This is a genomic window from Leclercia sp. M-A074-M (assembly GCF_965195605.1).
Taxonomy (GTDB): Bacteria; Pseudomonadota; Gammaproteobacteria; order Enterobacterales; family Enterobacteriaceae; genus Enterobacter.
The window spans coordinates 140,061-154,142 of record NZ_CBDAHM010000003.1; the positions used below are offsets into that span (position 1 = coordinate 140,061).

Genomic DNA, 14,082 nt, shown 5'->3' on the forward strand with positions numbered 1-14,082 from the left:
ACCATGAGCTTTAACACCGTGATCGACTGGAACACCTGTAGCGCGGAACAGCAGCGCGACCTGCTGATGCGCCCGGCTATCTCCGCGTCACAGAGCATTACCCGCACCGTGGCGGAGATTCTGGAAAATGTGAAAACCCGCGGCGACGACGCCCTGCGGGAGTACAGCGCTAAGTTTGATAAAATCGACGTCGCGGCGCTGAAGGTGAGTGAGCAGGAGATTACCGAGGCCGCAGCGCGTCTGAGCGATGAGTTAAAGCAGGCGATGGCTGTCGCGGTACAGAACATTGATACCTTCCACACTGCGCAAAAGCTACAAACCGTCGATGTGGAAACCCTGCCCGGCGTACGCTGCCAGCAGGTGACCCGTCCGGTCGACTCGGTGGGCTTGTATATTCCGGGTGGCTCCGCTCCGCTCTTCTCTACCGTGTTGATGCTGGCGACCCCTGCCCGTATCGCCGGTTGCCGTAAAGTGGTGCTCTGCTCTCCGCCACCGATTGCCGATGAAATCCTCTATGCCGCGCAGCTGTGCGGGGTACAGGAGATCTTCAACGTCGGCGGGGCGCAGGCTATTGCGGCGCTGGCGCTGGGGACGGAGTCCGTTCCGCGCGTGGATAAAATCTTCGGCCCGGGCAACGCCTTCGTCACCGAAGCCAAGCGCCAGGTCAGCCAGCGGCTGGACGGTGCGGCCATCGATATGCCAGCCGGTCCGTCGGAGGTACTGGTGATTGCAGACAGCGGCGCGACCCCGGATTTTGTCGCTTCCGATCTGCTCTCCCAGGCCGAGCACGGCCCGGATTCACAGGTTATCCTGCTGACACCGGATGCAGATATGGCAAAACGAGTGGGTGAAGCCGTAGAACGTCAGCTCGCGGATCTGCCCCGGGCAGAGACTGCCCGTCAGGCGCTCTCTGCCAGCCGCCTGATTGTCGCCCGGGATCTGGACCAGTGCATCGCCATCTCTAATCTCTATGGCCCGGAGCACCTGATCATTCAGACCCGCAACGCCCGTGAGCTGGTCGACAGCATCACCAGCGCCGGTTCGGTATTCCTTGGGGACTGGTCCCCGGAGTCCGCAGGGGATTACGCTTCCGGAACGAACCACGTGCTGCCGACATACGGTTATACCGCCACCTGCTCCAGCCTGGGGCTGGCGGATTTCCAGAAGCGTATGACCGTGCAGGAACTCTCCCGCGAGGGCTTTGCCTCTCTTGCCGCGACGATTGAAACCCTGGCCGCCGCTGAACGCCTGACCGCCCACAAAAATGCCGTGACGCTGCGCGTTGCCGCCCTGAAGGAGCAAGCATGAGTATTGAAGAGTTAGCCCGCGACAACGTTCGCGCCCTGACCCCGTATCAGTCTGCCCGCCGCCTGGGGGGCAATGGCGATGTCTGGCTGAATGCCAATGAATTTCCGACGCCTGTCGCCTTTGAGCTGACCCAGCAGACGCTGAACCGCTACCCGGAGTGTCAGCCGAAAGCGGTGATTGAAAACTATGCGGCCTACGCTGGTGTAAAACCGGAGCAGGTGCTGGTGAGCCGCGGTGCGGATGAAGGCATCGAACTGCTGATCCGCGCCTTCTGCGAGCCGGGTAAAGACGCAGTGCTCTACTGCCCGCCGACCTACGGCATGTACAGCGTCAGCGCAGAAACCTTCAACGTTGAGCTACGTAAAGTGCCAACTCTGGAAAATTGGCAGCTTGATTTACAGGGTATTGCCGATAATCTCGACGGCGTGAAGGTGGTCTTTGTCTGCAGCCCGAATAACCCCACCGGCCAGCTGATTAATCCGCAGGATATTCGCGCCCTGCTGGAGATGACCCGCGGCAAAGCCCTGGTGGTCGCCGATGAAGCCTATATTGAGTTTTGCCCCCAGGCGACACTGGCCGGCTGGCTGGCAGAGTATCCGCACCTGGTGATCCTGCGGACCCTGTCAAAAGCGTTTGCCCTGGCCGGGCTGCGCTGCGGCTTTACCCTGGCGAATAAAGAGGTGATCGATCTGCTGATGAAGGTGATTGCGCCTTATCCGCTCTCGACGCCAGTGGCGGATATCGCCGCGCAGGCGCTGTCGGCAGACGGCATTACGGCCATGCGCAGCCGCGTGGCGCAGATCGTTGACGAGCGTCAGTATCTGGTCAGCGCACTTAAAACCATTGCCTGCGTTGAACAGGTTTTCGACTCAGAAACCAACTATATTCTGGCGCGTTTTACCGCCTCGAGTGCAGTATTTAAATCTTTGTGGGATCAGGGCATTATCCTTAGAGACCAGAACAAACAACCCTCTTTGAGTGGCTGCTTACGCATTACCGTAGGCACCCGGGAAGAGAGCCAGCGCGTTATCGGCGCCCTGAATGCGGAGAAAGTATGAGCCAGAAGTACCTCTTTATCGATCGTGACGGCACCATTATTTCGGAACCACCCTCGGATTTTCAGGTCGATCGTTTCGACAAGCTGGCGTTTGAAGCCGATGTCATTCCGGTGCTGCTTAAGCTGCAAAAAGCCGGTTTTAAGCTGGTAATGATCACCAACCAGGACGGTCTGGGCACCGACAGCTTCCCGCAGGCCGATTTTGACGGCCCGCACGATCTGATGATGCAGATCCTGACCTCACAGGGCGTCGCCTTTGATGAAGTGTTGATTTGCCCGCATTTACCCGCTGATAATTGCGACTGCCGTAAGCCGAAAGTGAAGCTGGTCGAGCAGTATCTGGCCGAAGCGGCGCTGGATAAAGCCAACAGCTACGTGATTGGCGATCGCGCTACCGACATAGAACTGGCCGCTAATATGGGAATTACGGGCCTGCGCTATCACCGTGACGCCCTGAACTGGGCGATGATTGGCGAGCAGCTGACCAAACGCGATCGTTTCTCCCACGTGGAGCGTAATACCAAAGAGACGCAGATCGACGTTAAGGTCTGGCTGGATCGCGAAGGCGGCAGCAAAATCCACACCGGCGTGGGCTTTTTCGATCATATGCTGGATCAGATCGCTACCCACGGCGGATTCCGTATGGAGATCGGCGTGAAAGGCGATCTCTACATTGACGATCACCACACCGTGGAAGATACCGGCCTGGCGCTGGGCGAAGCGCTGAAGCTCGCGCTGGGTGACAAGCGCGGGATTAACCGCTTTGGCTTTGTGCTGCCGATGGATGAGTGCCTGGCGCGCTGCGCGCTGGATATCTCTGGCCGTCCGCACCTGGAATATAAAGCTGACTTTGCCTACCAGCGCGTAGGCGACCTGAGCACCGAGATGGTTGAGCACTTCTTCCGCTCCCTCTCCTACGCCATGGGCCTGACGCTGCACCTGAAAACCAAAGGTAAGAACGATCACCACCGCGTGGAGAGCCTCTTTAAGGCCTTTGGCCGCACCCTGCGCCAGGCCATTCGCGTGGAAGGCGATACGCTGCCGTCGTCGAAAGGAGTGCTGTAATGAACGTGGTGATCCTCGATACCGGCTGTGCCAACCTTAACTCCGTAAAATCAGCCATTGCCCGCCACGGCTACGAGCCGCTGGTTAGCCGCGATCCGGATGTGGTGCTGCGCGCCAGTAAACTCTTTTTACCGGGCGTCGGTACGGCACAGGCGGCGATGGATCAGATCCACCAGCGTGAACTGGTTGAACTGATCAAAGCCTGTACCCAGCCGGTGCTGGGAATTTGTCTGGGCATGCAGCTGCTGGGCCGCCGCAGTGAAGAGTCCAACGGCGTGGACCTGCTGGGCATTATTGATGAAGACGTGCCGAAAATGACCGATCACGGTTTACCTCTGCCGCACATGGGCTGGAACCGCGTCTACCCGAAAGCGGGCGATCGCCTGTTCCGTGGTATTGAGGACGGGGCGTACTTCTATTTCGTGCACAGCTACGCAATGCCGGTGAACACACACACTATCGCTCAGTGTCATTACGGCGAGCCTTTCACCGCCGCGGTGCAGAAAGATAACTTCTACGGCGTGCAGTTTCACCCGGAGCGTTCCGGTGCCGCAGGCGCGCAGCTGCTGAAAAACTTCCTGGAGATGTGATGATTATTCCTGCTTTAGATTTGATTGACGGCACGGTTGTCCGTCTGCACCAGGGCGATTACGGCCAGCAGCGCGACTACGGTAAAGATCCGCTGCCACGCCTTCAGGACTATGCCGCCCAGGGCGCCGAGGTGCTACACCTGGTTGACCTCACCGGGGCGAAAGATCCGGCCAAACGCCAGATCCCGCTGCTGAAAAAACTGGTCGCGGGCGTTAATGTTCCGGTGCAGGTTGGCGGCGGCGTGCGTACCGAAGAAGATGTGGCGGCGCTGCTCGACGCGGGCGTGGCGCGCGTGGTGGTAGGCTCCACCGCGGTGAAAGATCCCGAGACGGTAAAAGGCTGGTTCAGACGCTTTGGCGCCGACGCCCTGGTGCTGGCGCTGGATGTGCGTATTGATGAACAGGGTCAGAAACAGGTGGCGGTCAGCGGCTGGCAGGAGAACTCTGGCGTGACGCTGGAGGCGCTGGTCGATCTCTATCTGCCGGTGGGCCTGAAGCATGTTCTTTGCACCGATATCTCCCGCGACGGCACCCTGGCCGGTTCCAACGTGTCGCTGTATGAAGAGGTCTGCGCCCGTTATCCGCAGGTGGCGTTCCAGTCCTCAGGCGGCATTGGTGATTTAAGTGATATCGCGGCCCTGCGCGGGACGGGCGTTCGTGGGGTTATCGTTGGTCGCGCCCTGCTGGAAGAAAAATTTACTGTGACGGAGGCGATTCAATGCTGGCAAAACGGATAATTCCTTGTCTCGACGTGCGGGATGGTCAGGTCGTGAAGGGTGTGCAGTTCCGCAACCACGAAATCATCGGTGATATCGTTCCCCTGGCAAAACGCTATGCGGAAGAAGGGGCTGACGAGCTGGTCTTTTATGATATCACCGCCTCCAGCGATGGACGCGTGGTGGATAAAAGCTGGGTGGCGCGCGTGGCGGAAGTGATCGATATTCCTTTCTGCGTGGCGGGTGGAATTAAATCGGCGGACGATGCGGCCAAAATTCTCTCCTTTGGCGCCGATAAGATCTCCATCAACTCCCCTGCCCTGGCCGATCCCGAACTGATTACCCGTCTCGCGGATCGGTTTGGCGTACAGTGCATTGTGGTCGGCATCGACACCTGGTTTGATGAAGCCACCGGCAAATACCACGTTAACCAGTACACCGGCGATGAGAGCCGTACCCGCGTGACTCAGTGGGAGACACTGGAGTGGGTACAGGAAGTGCAGAAGCGCGGTGCGGGGGAGATTGTCCTGAATATGATGAACCAGGACGGCGTGCGCAACGGTTATGACCTCGAGCAGCTGAAAAAGATGCGCGCCGTCTGCCATGTGCCGCTGATTGCCTCGGGTGGCGCAGGCACGATGGAGCACTTCCTGGAAGCTTTCCGTGATGCCGATGTTGACGGCGCGCTGGCGGCCTCGGTATTCCACAAGCAGATTATCAATATTGGTGAGTTAAAAACGTTCCTGGCGAATCAGGGCGTGGAGATTAGGGTATGTTAACAGAGCAACAACGTGCGCAGCTGGACTGGGAAAAAACCGACGGCCTGATGCCGGTGGTGGTGCAGCACGCGGTGTCCGGTGAAGTACTGATGCTGGGCTATATGAATCAGGACGCCCTGGCGAAGACCGTCGATAGCGGCAAAGTGACTTTCTTCTCACGCACCAAACAGCGGTTGTGGACTAAAGGTGAAACCTCCGGCCATTTTCTCAATGTGGTCAGCATCACCCCGGACTGCGATAACGATACCCTGCTGGTGCTGGTAAACCCTATCGGACCAACCTGCCACCTGGGCACCAGCAGCTGCTTTGGCGACGCCAGCCACCAGTGGCTGTTCCTGTACCAGCTGGAGCAACTGCTGGCCGAACGCAAAACGGCCGACCCGCAAAGCTCCTATACCGCGAAGCTCTATGCCAGCGGCACTAAGCGCATCGCGCAGAAAGTGGGTGAAGAAGGCGTTGAGACAGCCCTGGCCGCCACCGTGAACGACCGGGCTGAACTAACCAATGAAGCCTCTGACCTGATGTATCACCTGCTGGTGCTGCTCCAGGATCAAGATCTGGACTTAACGACGGTGATTGAGAATCTGCGCCAGCGGCACAAATAAAAAAACCGGGGAAACCCGGTTTTTTTAGCTGTTGAATCTGTATCAGGCTCTGGCGTTATAGTTACGCAGCGCGTTGCGGCCTAAGACAACGCCGGAGCCAATAATCCCGCCCAGCAGCACCGCAAGAACCAGTACGATTGAACGTTTCGGGCTATCGCGACGAATCGGCAGATCCGGCTTCATCACGTAACGATAGGCATGGATGGTTTCCGGATCGATTTTCAGCTTCTGAATATCGAGCAGTTTCTGTTTGTTCTGATAGTAACTGTCGGGCAGCGTCAGAGGGCGTGAAGACTCACGCGCAACCATGGCTTGCAGTGCTTCGGTACCTAACAGAAACATCGTTTCCTGAGTAACATCCTGAGTCTGTTGAATTTTTGGGGTAGTAATATTTGCCGCCTCAGCATATTTCAACGCTTCTGCAACCTGCTTGATGCGTAAATCCTTCTGTTCCTGAGCAATCGTCTCCTGGTTACTCAATACATCATTTAGGCTGGCGACCTGCTGCTTGATGTTGTCGTTAAGGTCAACTTCAAGCTCTTTTTGAATCAGCTCATCAACCTGCTGAATATACTGTGCGACCTGCTTTTGCGCCGCTTCGGCTGAACCACTTACATATTTGATACTTAAGGGAAAATTTTGACCTTTAACTGTAGGCTCTATAGTAAGTTTTTCTGCGTCAACTTTATTTTCCAGTGTCTGGGACAATGCAGAGAAAGAGGCGTTATAACGAGTAATCACACTCTCCTGGATATCGGTTAATTTTGGCGCATTACTACCATAGAGGATGTTGAGTGCATTGCTAAAGCCGCCAATTTGGGCTGCATCAGGTTGAGTGATAATCGCAGTAGATGTCCACTTCTCTTTGGCAAAACTCAGGTACACCCCAGCAATAATAATGGCGATGGCGACAAACGCAGCGATTAACCATTTTCCACGCCACAGCTGTACCAAAAGATCAATTAAATCAATCTGCTCAGGGTCACTGCTTCGCGTGACCACGTTATTGTTGTTCTGCGTCATATAATCCTTAGAAGGCCAAAAAGCGCAAATAATAAAGTTTCAGGTATAGTTTATCGATTGTTGACGGATTTTCTATAGGAATCCGATGAGGCATATCGAAAATATGATGTTTGGTAACCCTGCGCATCGCGTTATCATACCTTAAATCCGGTACTTAACGCACCGGACATGATAAGTCATAGATGAGGACAGTTATGAAATTTCTGGTCACTGGCGCAGCAGGCTTTATCGGCGCACATGTCAGCAAGCGGCTTCTGGATGCGGGTCATCAGGTTGTGGGTATCGACAACCTCAATGATTATTACGATGTGAACCTGAAGCAGGCGCGTCTTGATCTTCTGACGTCCGCGAACTTTACCTTCCATAAGCTCGATTTGGCTGACCGCGAAGGTATGGCTACCCTGTTCGCCGATGAAAAATTCGATCGCGTCATTCATCTCGCCGCGCAGGCAGGCGTACGCTACTCCCTGGATAATCCACACGCCTACGCAGAAGCTAACCTGGTCGGTCATCTGAACGTACTGGAAGGCTGCCGTCACAATAAAGTCCAGCACCTGCTGTACGCATCATCAAGTTCGGTCTATGGCCTGAACCGCAAAATGCCTTTCTCGACCGATGATTCCGTTGACCACCCGGTATCGCTCTACGCTGCGACCAAAAAAGCCAACGAACTGATGTCCCACACCTACTCCCATCTTTACGGGCTGCCAACGACCGGTCTGCGTTTCTTTACCGTTTATGGGCCGTGGGGTCGTCCGGATATGGCGCTGTTTAAGTTCACCAAAGCTATGGTGGAAGGCAAAAGTATTGACGTTTATAACTTCGGTAAGATGAAGCGCGACTTCACCTATATCGATGATATTGCTGAAGCCATTGTTCGCCTGCAGGATGTGATCCCTCAGGCAGACAGTGAATGGGCGGTTGAGTCTGGCTCTCCTGCCACCAGTTCCGCGCCGTATCGCGTTTATAACATTGGTAATAGCTCCCCTGTCGAACTGATGGACTACATCACGGCGCTGGAGGAGGCGTTAGGCATTGAAGCTGACAAAAACATGATGCCGATTCAGCCTGGCGACGTGCTGGAGACCAGCGCGGATACCTCCGCCCTGTATGAGGTCATCGGCTTTAAACCGCAGACTTCGGTGAAGGATGGCGTGAAAAACTTCGTTGACTGGTACCGCGGATTTTACAAGGTATAAGAAAAAGCCCGGCGATAATGCCGGGCTTTTTTAACTGCTGTATCAGTCGCTACCAAACAGATCGCGGGTATAGACCTTATCCGCCACGTCAGAGAGCTCTTCCGCCATCCGGTTGGAGATGATCACATCCGCCTCTTTTTTGAAGGCCTCCAGATCGCGAACCACACGTGAATGGAAGAATTCATCCTCTTTCATCACCGGTTCATAAATAATAACCTGTACGCCCTTAGCCTTAATACGCTTCATGATCCCCTGAATGGAGGAGGCACGGAAGTTATCCGAGCCGCTCTTCATGATCAGACGGTACACGCCCACCACTTTCGGGTGACGCGCCAGAATGGAGTCGGCGATGAAGTCCTTACGCGTCCGGTTAGCATCCACAATGGCAGAGATTAAATTGTTTGGTACGGATTGATAGTTAGCCAGCAGCTGCTTGGTGTCTTTCGGCAGGCAATAGCCGCCATAACCGAAGGACGGATTGTTATAATGGTTGCCGATACGCGGGTCGAGGCACACGCCTTCGATGATCTGACGGGTATTCAACCCAAGGCTCTCTGCGTAGCTGTCCAGCTCGTTAAAATAGGCAACACGCATCGCCAGATAGGTGTTAGCAAAGAGTTTAATGGCTTCCGCTTCTGTCGAGTCCGTGAACAGCACGTCAATGTCCTTTTTGATTGCGCCTTCCTGCAGCAGCGCAGCAAAACGTTCCGCACGCGCTGAGCGCTCGCCAATGACGATACGGGACGGGTGCAGGTTATCGTACAATGCCCTGCCCTCACGCAGAAACTCGGGTGAGAAGATGACATTATCGATACCCAGCTCTTCTTTAATCGACTGAGTGAAGCCAACAGGAATGGTCGATTTGATGATCATCACGGCATTCGGATTGATTGCCGTCACGTCCTTGATCACCGCCTCAACGCTTGAAGTATTGAAGTAGTTCGTCTTCGGATCGTAGTCGGTTGGCGTGGCGATGATGACAAAATCGGCCCCGGTGTAGGCATCAACTTTGTCCGTGGTGGCCCGGAAGTTCAACGGCTTGTTGCTCAGGTACTCCTGGATCTCTTTATCCACGATGGGAGAGATCTTCTGGTTCAGCATATCAACTTTGGCCTGCACGATATCCAGTGCGACCACTTCGTGGTGTTGCGCGATCAGGATCCCGTTTGAGAGACCCACATAACCTGTTCCGGAGATTGTTATTTTCATTGAGTTAACTTCTTTAGATTAAGTGTCCGGGAGCGACTACCGCCCCACCGCAATAAGCAACTTTTGGGGGTTTTACCTCGTATGCCGAGTTGATGTCAAGGCGTATGGCTGGCTACAGAAAGGCATAAATACAGTGGTTTATGCTGCGCTCTAGCGTGTCGGTTGAATCAGCCGAGGTAATGCAGGGTATTACACATAAAAAAAGCCCGGTGATGTTCACCGGGCTTCGCTACATGACTGAGTTAAATCAGATTAATCCAGCCACTCGGTGTGGAATACACCTTCTTTATCAGTGCGTTTATAGGTATGTGCACCGAAGTAGTCACGCTGCGCCTGAATCAGGTTGGCAGGCAGCACGGCGGCACGATAGCTATCGTAATAAGCAACGGCTGCAGAGAAGGTTGGAACCGGAATACCGTTCTGTACCGCATAAGCGACGACATCACGCAGCGCCTGCTGGTAATCATCGGCAATCTGCTTGAAGTATGGTGCCAGCAGCAGGTTTGCGATGTCCGCGTTTTCAGCATAGGCATCGGTGATTTTTTGCAGGAACTGAGCGCGTATGATGCAACCGGCACGGAAGATCTTCGCGATTTCACCGTAGTTCAGATCCCAGTTGTTTTCGTCAGACGCGGCGCGCAGCTGAGAGAAGCCCTGAGCGTAAGAGACGATTTTGCCCAGGTACAGTGCACGGCGAACTTTCTCGATAAATTCCGCTTTATCACCGGCCAGTTTCGGCTGCGGACCGCTCAGCACTTTAGAAGCCGCGACACGCTGCTCTTTCAGGGAAGAGATATAACGTGCAAAGACCGATTCAGTGATCAGGGACAGGGGCTCGCCCAGATCCAGGGAGCTCTGGCTGGTCCATTTACCGGTACCTTTGTTTGCCGCTTCATCAAGGATCACATCGACGAGGTATTTACCGTCTTCATCTTTCTTGGTGAAAATGTCTTTGGTGATGTCGATCAGGTAGCTGCTCAGCTCGCCGTTGTTCCAGTCGGTGAAGGTTTGCGCCAGCTCGTCGTTAGTGAGATTCAGGCCGCCTTTCAGCAGAGAATAGGCTTCAGCAATCAGCTGCATATCGCCATATTCAATACCGTTGTGAACCATTTTTACGTAATGACCCGCACCATCCGGACCGATATAGGTCACACAAGGCTCACCATCTTCGGCAACAGCAGCAATCTTAGTCAGGATTGGCGCAACCAGCTCGTAAGCATCTTTCTGGCCGCCTGGCATAATAGATGGGCCCTTCAGCGCGCCCTCTTCACCGCCGGATACACCGGTACCGATAAAGTTGAAGCCTTCAGCTGACAGTTCACGGTTACGACGAATGGTGTCGTGGAAGAAGGTGTTGCCGCCATCAATGATGATGTCGCCTTTTTCCAGATACGGCTTCAGGGAGTCGATGGCAGCATCAGTGCCAGCGCCAGCTTTCACCATTAACAGGATACGACGAGGCGTTTCCAGGGATTCAACAAACTCCTGAACCGTATAGAACGGAACGAGTTTTTTGCCTGGGTTCTCGGCAATCACTTCTTCAGTTTTATCACGGGAGCGGTTGAAAACGGAGACGGTATAACCACGGCTTTCGATGTTCAGCGCCAGGTTGCGCCCCATCACTGCCATACCGACGACGCCGATCTGTTGTTTGGACATTAGCAACTCCTGTCTTAAAGTTGACCTCTGTGAGGACTCTCCCCACAGAACAAGTGTAATAGCAATGTTAACTCAGCTTTTAATCTATAAGATAGCGATTGATGCGTTAGAGAACACAAGCGTGCATATGTTGTGCAACCCTATCGGAAAAATCACTTACTAACGCAGTGCTCCAGGGAAACGGAATCAACCACTTACATTATAATAATCGACTACATCTTTCTGAGGTTCAGTGGTGTCAACATGGTATTGACCGTCTTTCCCTTTGATTATCTTATAAAAATCATCACCAATTACAGATAAATGCGAGTAAGGGCTAGAACAAGTAAGGTCGAATAAAGAGCACCCTAAAAAATAATTAGGACCATTATTTATGTTAAGGATTTGTAAGATTGTAGGTGCTAAAGAAAGACTATTGTTACCATATGCATCTATAGTACGATGTTTCACTCCTGCACCAATCATAATAAGCGGTATTGTATCGACAAAATAGTCAGAACTGGTGTTAAAACTACTTTTAAAATCAGGCACAGGAAATGTTGAATGATCGGCTGTAATAATTAAGAGGGTATCATTATATCTCGGACTATTTTTAAACCAATTCACGAACTGGCCAAGCTGATAGTCATAATTAAAAAACTTGTTATAAAAAGCATTTTTACCAGATTTATATTTTTCATCAGGACTGTCCATACCATGGTGAGTGCCAGATGAATAAATGGAAATAAAGAAAGGCTTACCACTTTGCTTAGAAACAACCTCTTTTAAAGCTGAGAAAATTTTCTTATCAGACATCCTATCGTTCTGATGCCAGTTGAAATCCTCCATACCATAAACTTTCTGAAAGGGCATTGTTTCCATCAAGGTATTGAGATTGCTATGTACTTCAGTTGCAGCAATAAAATAGGAGTTGTAGTCGTTGGCCTTTAAAATCTCAGGAAGAGAAATTAAGCGATTATTATAGTTTTTGGAAACTGTAGCGTTATCATTTTGAAAAAAACCTTCGCCTTTTCCATCGACACCATCACGATACTGGAAACCTGAACTGAGCTGTCCTCTTAACCCTCTGAAGGTCGCAGCCGTATGATTAAAATAGTTCTTAAAAACTAGTCCTTCAGAGTAATAAGAATCCATGTTGGGTGTAATATTTAGCCCCAAATTATTTTCTTTATCAATAACTTTCGCTGACATACCCTCGGTAAATATGACGATGATATTTTTTGGGGCTCCGCTCGGAAAATAATCTTTTAAATCCTGATAGTTATAAAAATCAAATTTTAGAAATTTATTTGCAATTTTTGGATAATTATAGTTAGGCTTATAGGTCAACTGCTTATAGTATTGATATAAGCTAGAGACAAGATGATGAACTGGGCCATTGATTACAGTAAAACTTAGTAATAATAAAAACGAAATAACTTTTGGCGCTTTAAGCTCTGACTTGTAAATCAAAAGTGATAGCATTACATAGGATAAAATAACTATCGAGACCTGAAATGAAATTTTATGTCCTACTGCTTGAAATTCCGATAAGTTACTTAGCGTCAAAGGAATTATATAATCGCCTGTATTGACAATTGAACAAACCTGCATCCCAACTATGACACAAAATAGAGTCCAAACCCCTCCCCTCGCCCCTTTACTTTTTATAAAAAGAATACCAAAGAAAAAGGAAATAATCTCTGCCGAAAAATATAGGATTATCTCTATTTTTGTAGTAGCAAATGATAAAATTGTTAGAGTAAAAATTAGAATTGCTAACACAGGTAGATATTTGATAAAACTATCTATTTTATATAATTTCATGGCGTTTTAATTGGCTATCATAAAAGAAATTTTGTAATACATTACTTGATGGAGTAAAGAGAAGAATATTCAGCGATCATTCTCTCTTTCGAGAACTTTTCAGTAACATATTTTTTAGCATTGTTGCCATGTTCAACAATCATGCTTTGATTGTTTAAATAAACCAACATACATTCTGCAAGCGCCTCAGCATCTCCATTATAAAGAATCCCGGTTTCAGAGTCTAATACCACTTCGGGAATGCCTTCGACATGAGTTGCAATAGAAGGTATTCTAAAATATGCAGCCTCTACAAATACAAGACCAAACGCTTCCCATTTAGAAGGTTGGCATAATACATCAACATCATTAAAAAAATTATTTTTATCTTTAATCCAACCCGGCATTGAGATTCGGTTTTCTAGTTTAAGATCAGCAATCATATTACAGCATTGTTCATGTAAATCACCCTCTCCAGCAAGCGTGAATTTTGGCTTAATATCCCCAGTATAATTGCGTAAAACAATACTTGCTGCTTTTATAAAATCTAATGGATTTTTCTGCTCATCTAATCTACCTAAAAATGCAAAATGCATTTCATTTTCGATGTTCTTTTTATTAGGAGTTAACTGAGTAAAATCAACCCCATTATAAATAACTTTGCTTTTTACGAATGGATAATACTTTACGTATTTTTTATTAACGGTGACATTAACATGCCCAAATAATGTTGCAATATTTTCCAGTATATAATAAACAGTCCTTGTCAAAATATTAGTATGTGCATGAAAAGCGATACCATGAACTGTATGAATTATCCTTTTCGACCCTGAACATCTTGCAGCTACTCTCGCAATAATACCCGGCTTGGTTGAGTTTGTATGTATAATGTCATATTTNTTTAAATAATCTATACAACTCAATAAAGCATTTCAAATCATGCAGGCCGATATTTCTTTTTAACGATCTAATAGAGATGACTTTGATCCCAGCGTTAGCAAATATTTCTCTAAAATCATTATCAATAAGTTCGCCACAAATTACAGTCTTATCGATAACTTGTTTCGTATCTTTATCGCTTTCATCT

Annotated in this window: 13 protein-coding genes; 8 read left to right on the forward strand and 5 right to left on the reverse strand. The window is 50.5% G+C overall.

Annotated features, from left to right (window positions below):
- Positions 1-3 precede the first annotated feature (3 nt).
- The 7 genes from hisD to hisIE are packed head-to-tail and all read left to right on the forward strand — an operon-like array spanning position 4 to position 6,120.
- Positions 4-1,308, forward strand: a complete 1,305-nt coding sequence (gene hisD / locus ACOKCT_RS07440; RefSeq protein ID WP_180209837.1) for a histidinol dehydrogenase — start codon at positions 4-6, stop codon at positions 1,306-1,308.
- Entirely contained in the window at positions 1,305-2,366 is a 1,062-nt protein-coding gene (hisC, locus tag ACOKCT_RS07445; RefSeq protein WP_420193331.1) for a histidinol-phosphate transaminase, read from the forward strand. Before hisD ends, hisC begins: the two co-directional genes overlap by 4 nt.
- Positions 2,363-3,430: a bifunctional histidinol-phosphatase/imidazoleglycerol-phosphate dehydratase HisB gene (gene hisB, locus ACOKCT_RS07450; protein ID WP_420193332.1), complete on the forward strand. Its 1,068-nt coding sequence runs from the start codon at positions 2,363-2,365 to the stop codon at positions 3,428-3,430. The genes hisC and hisB overlap by 4 nt, the downstream gene beginning before the upstream one ends.
- Positions 3,430-4,020 (forward strand): imidazole glycerol phosphate synthase subunit HisH, encoded by a 591-nt coding sequence (gene hisH / locus ACOKCT_RS07455; RefSeq protein WP_103180193.1) that lies wholly within the window; start codon positions 3,430-3,432, stop codon positions 4,018-4,020. The genes hisB and hisH overlap by 1 nt, the downstream gene beginning before the upstream one ends.
- Positions 4,020-4,757 carry a 1-(5-phosphoribosyl)-5-[(5-phosphoribosylamino)methylideneamino]imidazole-4-carboxamide isomerase gene (hisA, locus tag ACOKCT_RS07460; protein WP_420193333.1) on the forward strand — a complete coding sequence of 246 codons (738 nt, stop codon included), beginning with the start codon at positions 4,020-4,022 and terminating at the stop codon, positions 4,755-4,757. Before hisH ends, hisA begins: the two co-directional genes overlap by 1 nt.
- Positions 4,739-5,515: an imidazole glycerol phosphate synthase subunit HisF gene (gene hisF, locus ACOKCT_RS07465; protein WP_156654852.1), complete on the forward strand. Its 777-nt coding sequence runs from the start codon at positions 4,739-4,741 to the stop codon at positions 5,513-5,515. Before hisA ends, hisF begins: the two co-directional genes overlap by 19 nt.
- Positions 5,509-6,120 carry a bifunctional phosphoribosyl-AMP cyclohydrolase/phosphoribosyl-ATP diphosphatase HisIE gene (gene hisIE / locus ACOKCT_RS07470; RefSeq protein WP_156654853.1) on the forward strand — a complete coding sequence of 204 codons (612 nt, stop codon included), beginning with the start codon at positions 5,509-5,511 and terminating at the stop codon, positions 6,118-6,120. Before hisF ends, hisIE begins: the two co-directional genes overlap by 7 nt.
- A gap of 42 nt (positions 6,121-6,162) precedes the next feature.
- Here the strand turns inward: hisIE and wzzB are convergent, their stop codons facing one another.
- Positions 6,163-7,143 (reverse strand): LPS O-antigen chain length determinant protein WzzB, encoded by a 981-nt coding sequence (gene wzzB / locus ACOKCT_RS07475; RefSeq protein WP_263950456.1) that lies wholly within the window; start codon positions 7,141-7,143, stop codon positions 6,163-6,165.
- A 194-nt stretch (positions 7,144-7,337) separates the two neighbouring features.
- On the opposite strand from wzzB, the gene ACOKCT_RS07480 reads away from it, so the two are divergent.
- Positions 7,338-8,342: an NAD-dependent epimerase gene (locus ACOKCT_RS07480; RefSeq protein WP_263950455.1), complete on the forward strand. Its 1,005-nt coding sequence runs from the start codon at positions 7,338-7,340 to the stop codon at positions 8,340-8,342.
- Positions 8,343-8,384: 42 nt separating this feature from the next.
- Here ACOKCT_RS07480 and ugd read toward each other — a convergent pair whose 3' ends face one another.
- The 4 genes from ugd to ACOKCT_RS07500 form a co-directional block, all read right to left on the reverse strand.
- Complete coding sequence (ugd, locus tag ACOKCT_RS07485; RefSeq protein WP_263950454.1) at positions 8,385-9,551, reverse strand: UDP-glucose 6-dehydrogenase; 1,167 nt, start codon at positions 9,549-9,551, stop codon at positions 8,385-8,387.
- Between the two features lie 252 nt (positions 9,552-9,803).
- On the reverse strand, positions 9,804-11,210 hold the full coding sequence (gndA, locus tag ACOKCT_RS07490; protein ID WP_263950453.1) for an NADP-dependent phosphogluconate dehydrogenase: 1,407 nt from the start codon (positions 11,208-11,210) through the stop codon (positions 9,804-9,806).
- 186 nt (positions 11,211-11,396) lie between these two features.
- A complete protein-coding gene (locus ACOKCT_RS07495; protein WP_420193334.1) occupies positions 11,397-13,016 on the reverse strand; it encodes an LTA synthase family protein in 1,620 nt (539 codons plus the stop codon).
- A gap of 41 nt (positions 13,017-13,057) precedes the next feature.
- On the reverse strand, positions 13,058-13,894 hold an 837-nt coding region (locus ACOKCT_RS07500), incomplete at its 5' end, for a glycosyltransferase (protein ID WP_420193335.1).
- Between the last annotated feature and the right edge of the window lie 188 nt (positions 13,895-14,082).

Excerpts from the sequence above, each read along its gene's own strand:
- hisD (WP_180209837.1), top strand. The coding sequence starts at position 4 with ATGAGCTTTAACACCGTGATCGACTGGAACACCTGTAGCGCGGAACAG.
- ACOKCT_RS07480 (WP_263950455.1), top strand. The coding sequence starts at position 7,338 with ATGAAATTTCTGGTCACTGGCGCAGCAGGCTTTATCGGCGCACATGTC.
- hisIE (WP_156654853.1), top strand. The coding sequence starts at position 5,509 with ATGTTAACAGAGCAACAACGTGCGCAGCTGGACTGGGAAAAAACCGAC.
- hisB (WP_420193332.1), top strand. The coding sequence starts at position 2,363 with ATGAGCCAGAAGTACCTCTTTATCGATCGTGACGGCACCATTATTTCG.
- wzzB (WP_263950456.1), bottom strand. The coding sequence starts at position 7,143 with ATGACGCAGAACAACAATAACGTGGTCACGCGAAGCAGTGACCCTGAG.
- hisA (WP_420193333.1), top strand. The coding sequence starts at position 4,020 with ATGATTATTCCTGCTTTAGATTTGATTGACGGCACGGTTGTCCGTCTG.
- hisH (WP_103180193.1), top strand. The coding sequence starts at position 3,430 with ATGAACGTGGTGATCCTCGATACCGGCTGTGCCAACCTTAACTCCGTA.
- hisC (WP_420193331.1), top strand. The coding sequence starts at position 1,305 with ATGAGTATTGAAGAGTTAGCCCGCGACAACGTTCGCGCCCTGACCCCG.
- hisF (WP_156654852.1), top strand. The coding sequence starts at position 4,739 with ATGCTGGCAAAACGGATAATTCCTTGTCTCGACGTGCGGGATGGTCAG.
- gndA (WP_263950453.1), bottom strand. The coding sequence starts at position 11,210 with ATGTCCAAACAACAGATCGGCGTCGTCGGTATGGCAGTGATGGGGCGC.
- ACOKCT_RS07495 (WP_420193334.1), bottom strand. The coding sequence starts at position 13,016 with ATGAAATTATATAAAATAGATAGTTTTATCAAATATCTACCTGTGTTA.
- ugd (WP_263950454.1), bottom strand. The coding sequence starts at position 9,551 with ATGAAAATAACAATCTCCGGAACAGGTTATGTGGGTCTCTCAAACGGG.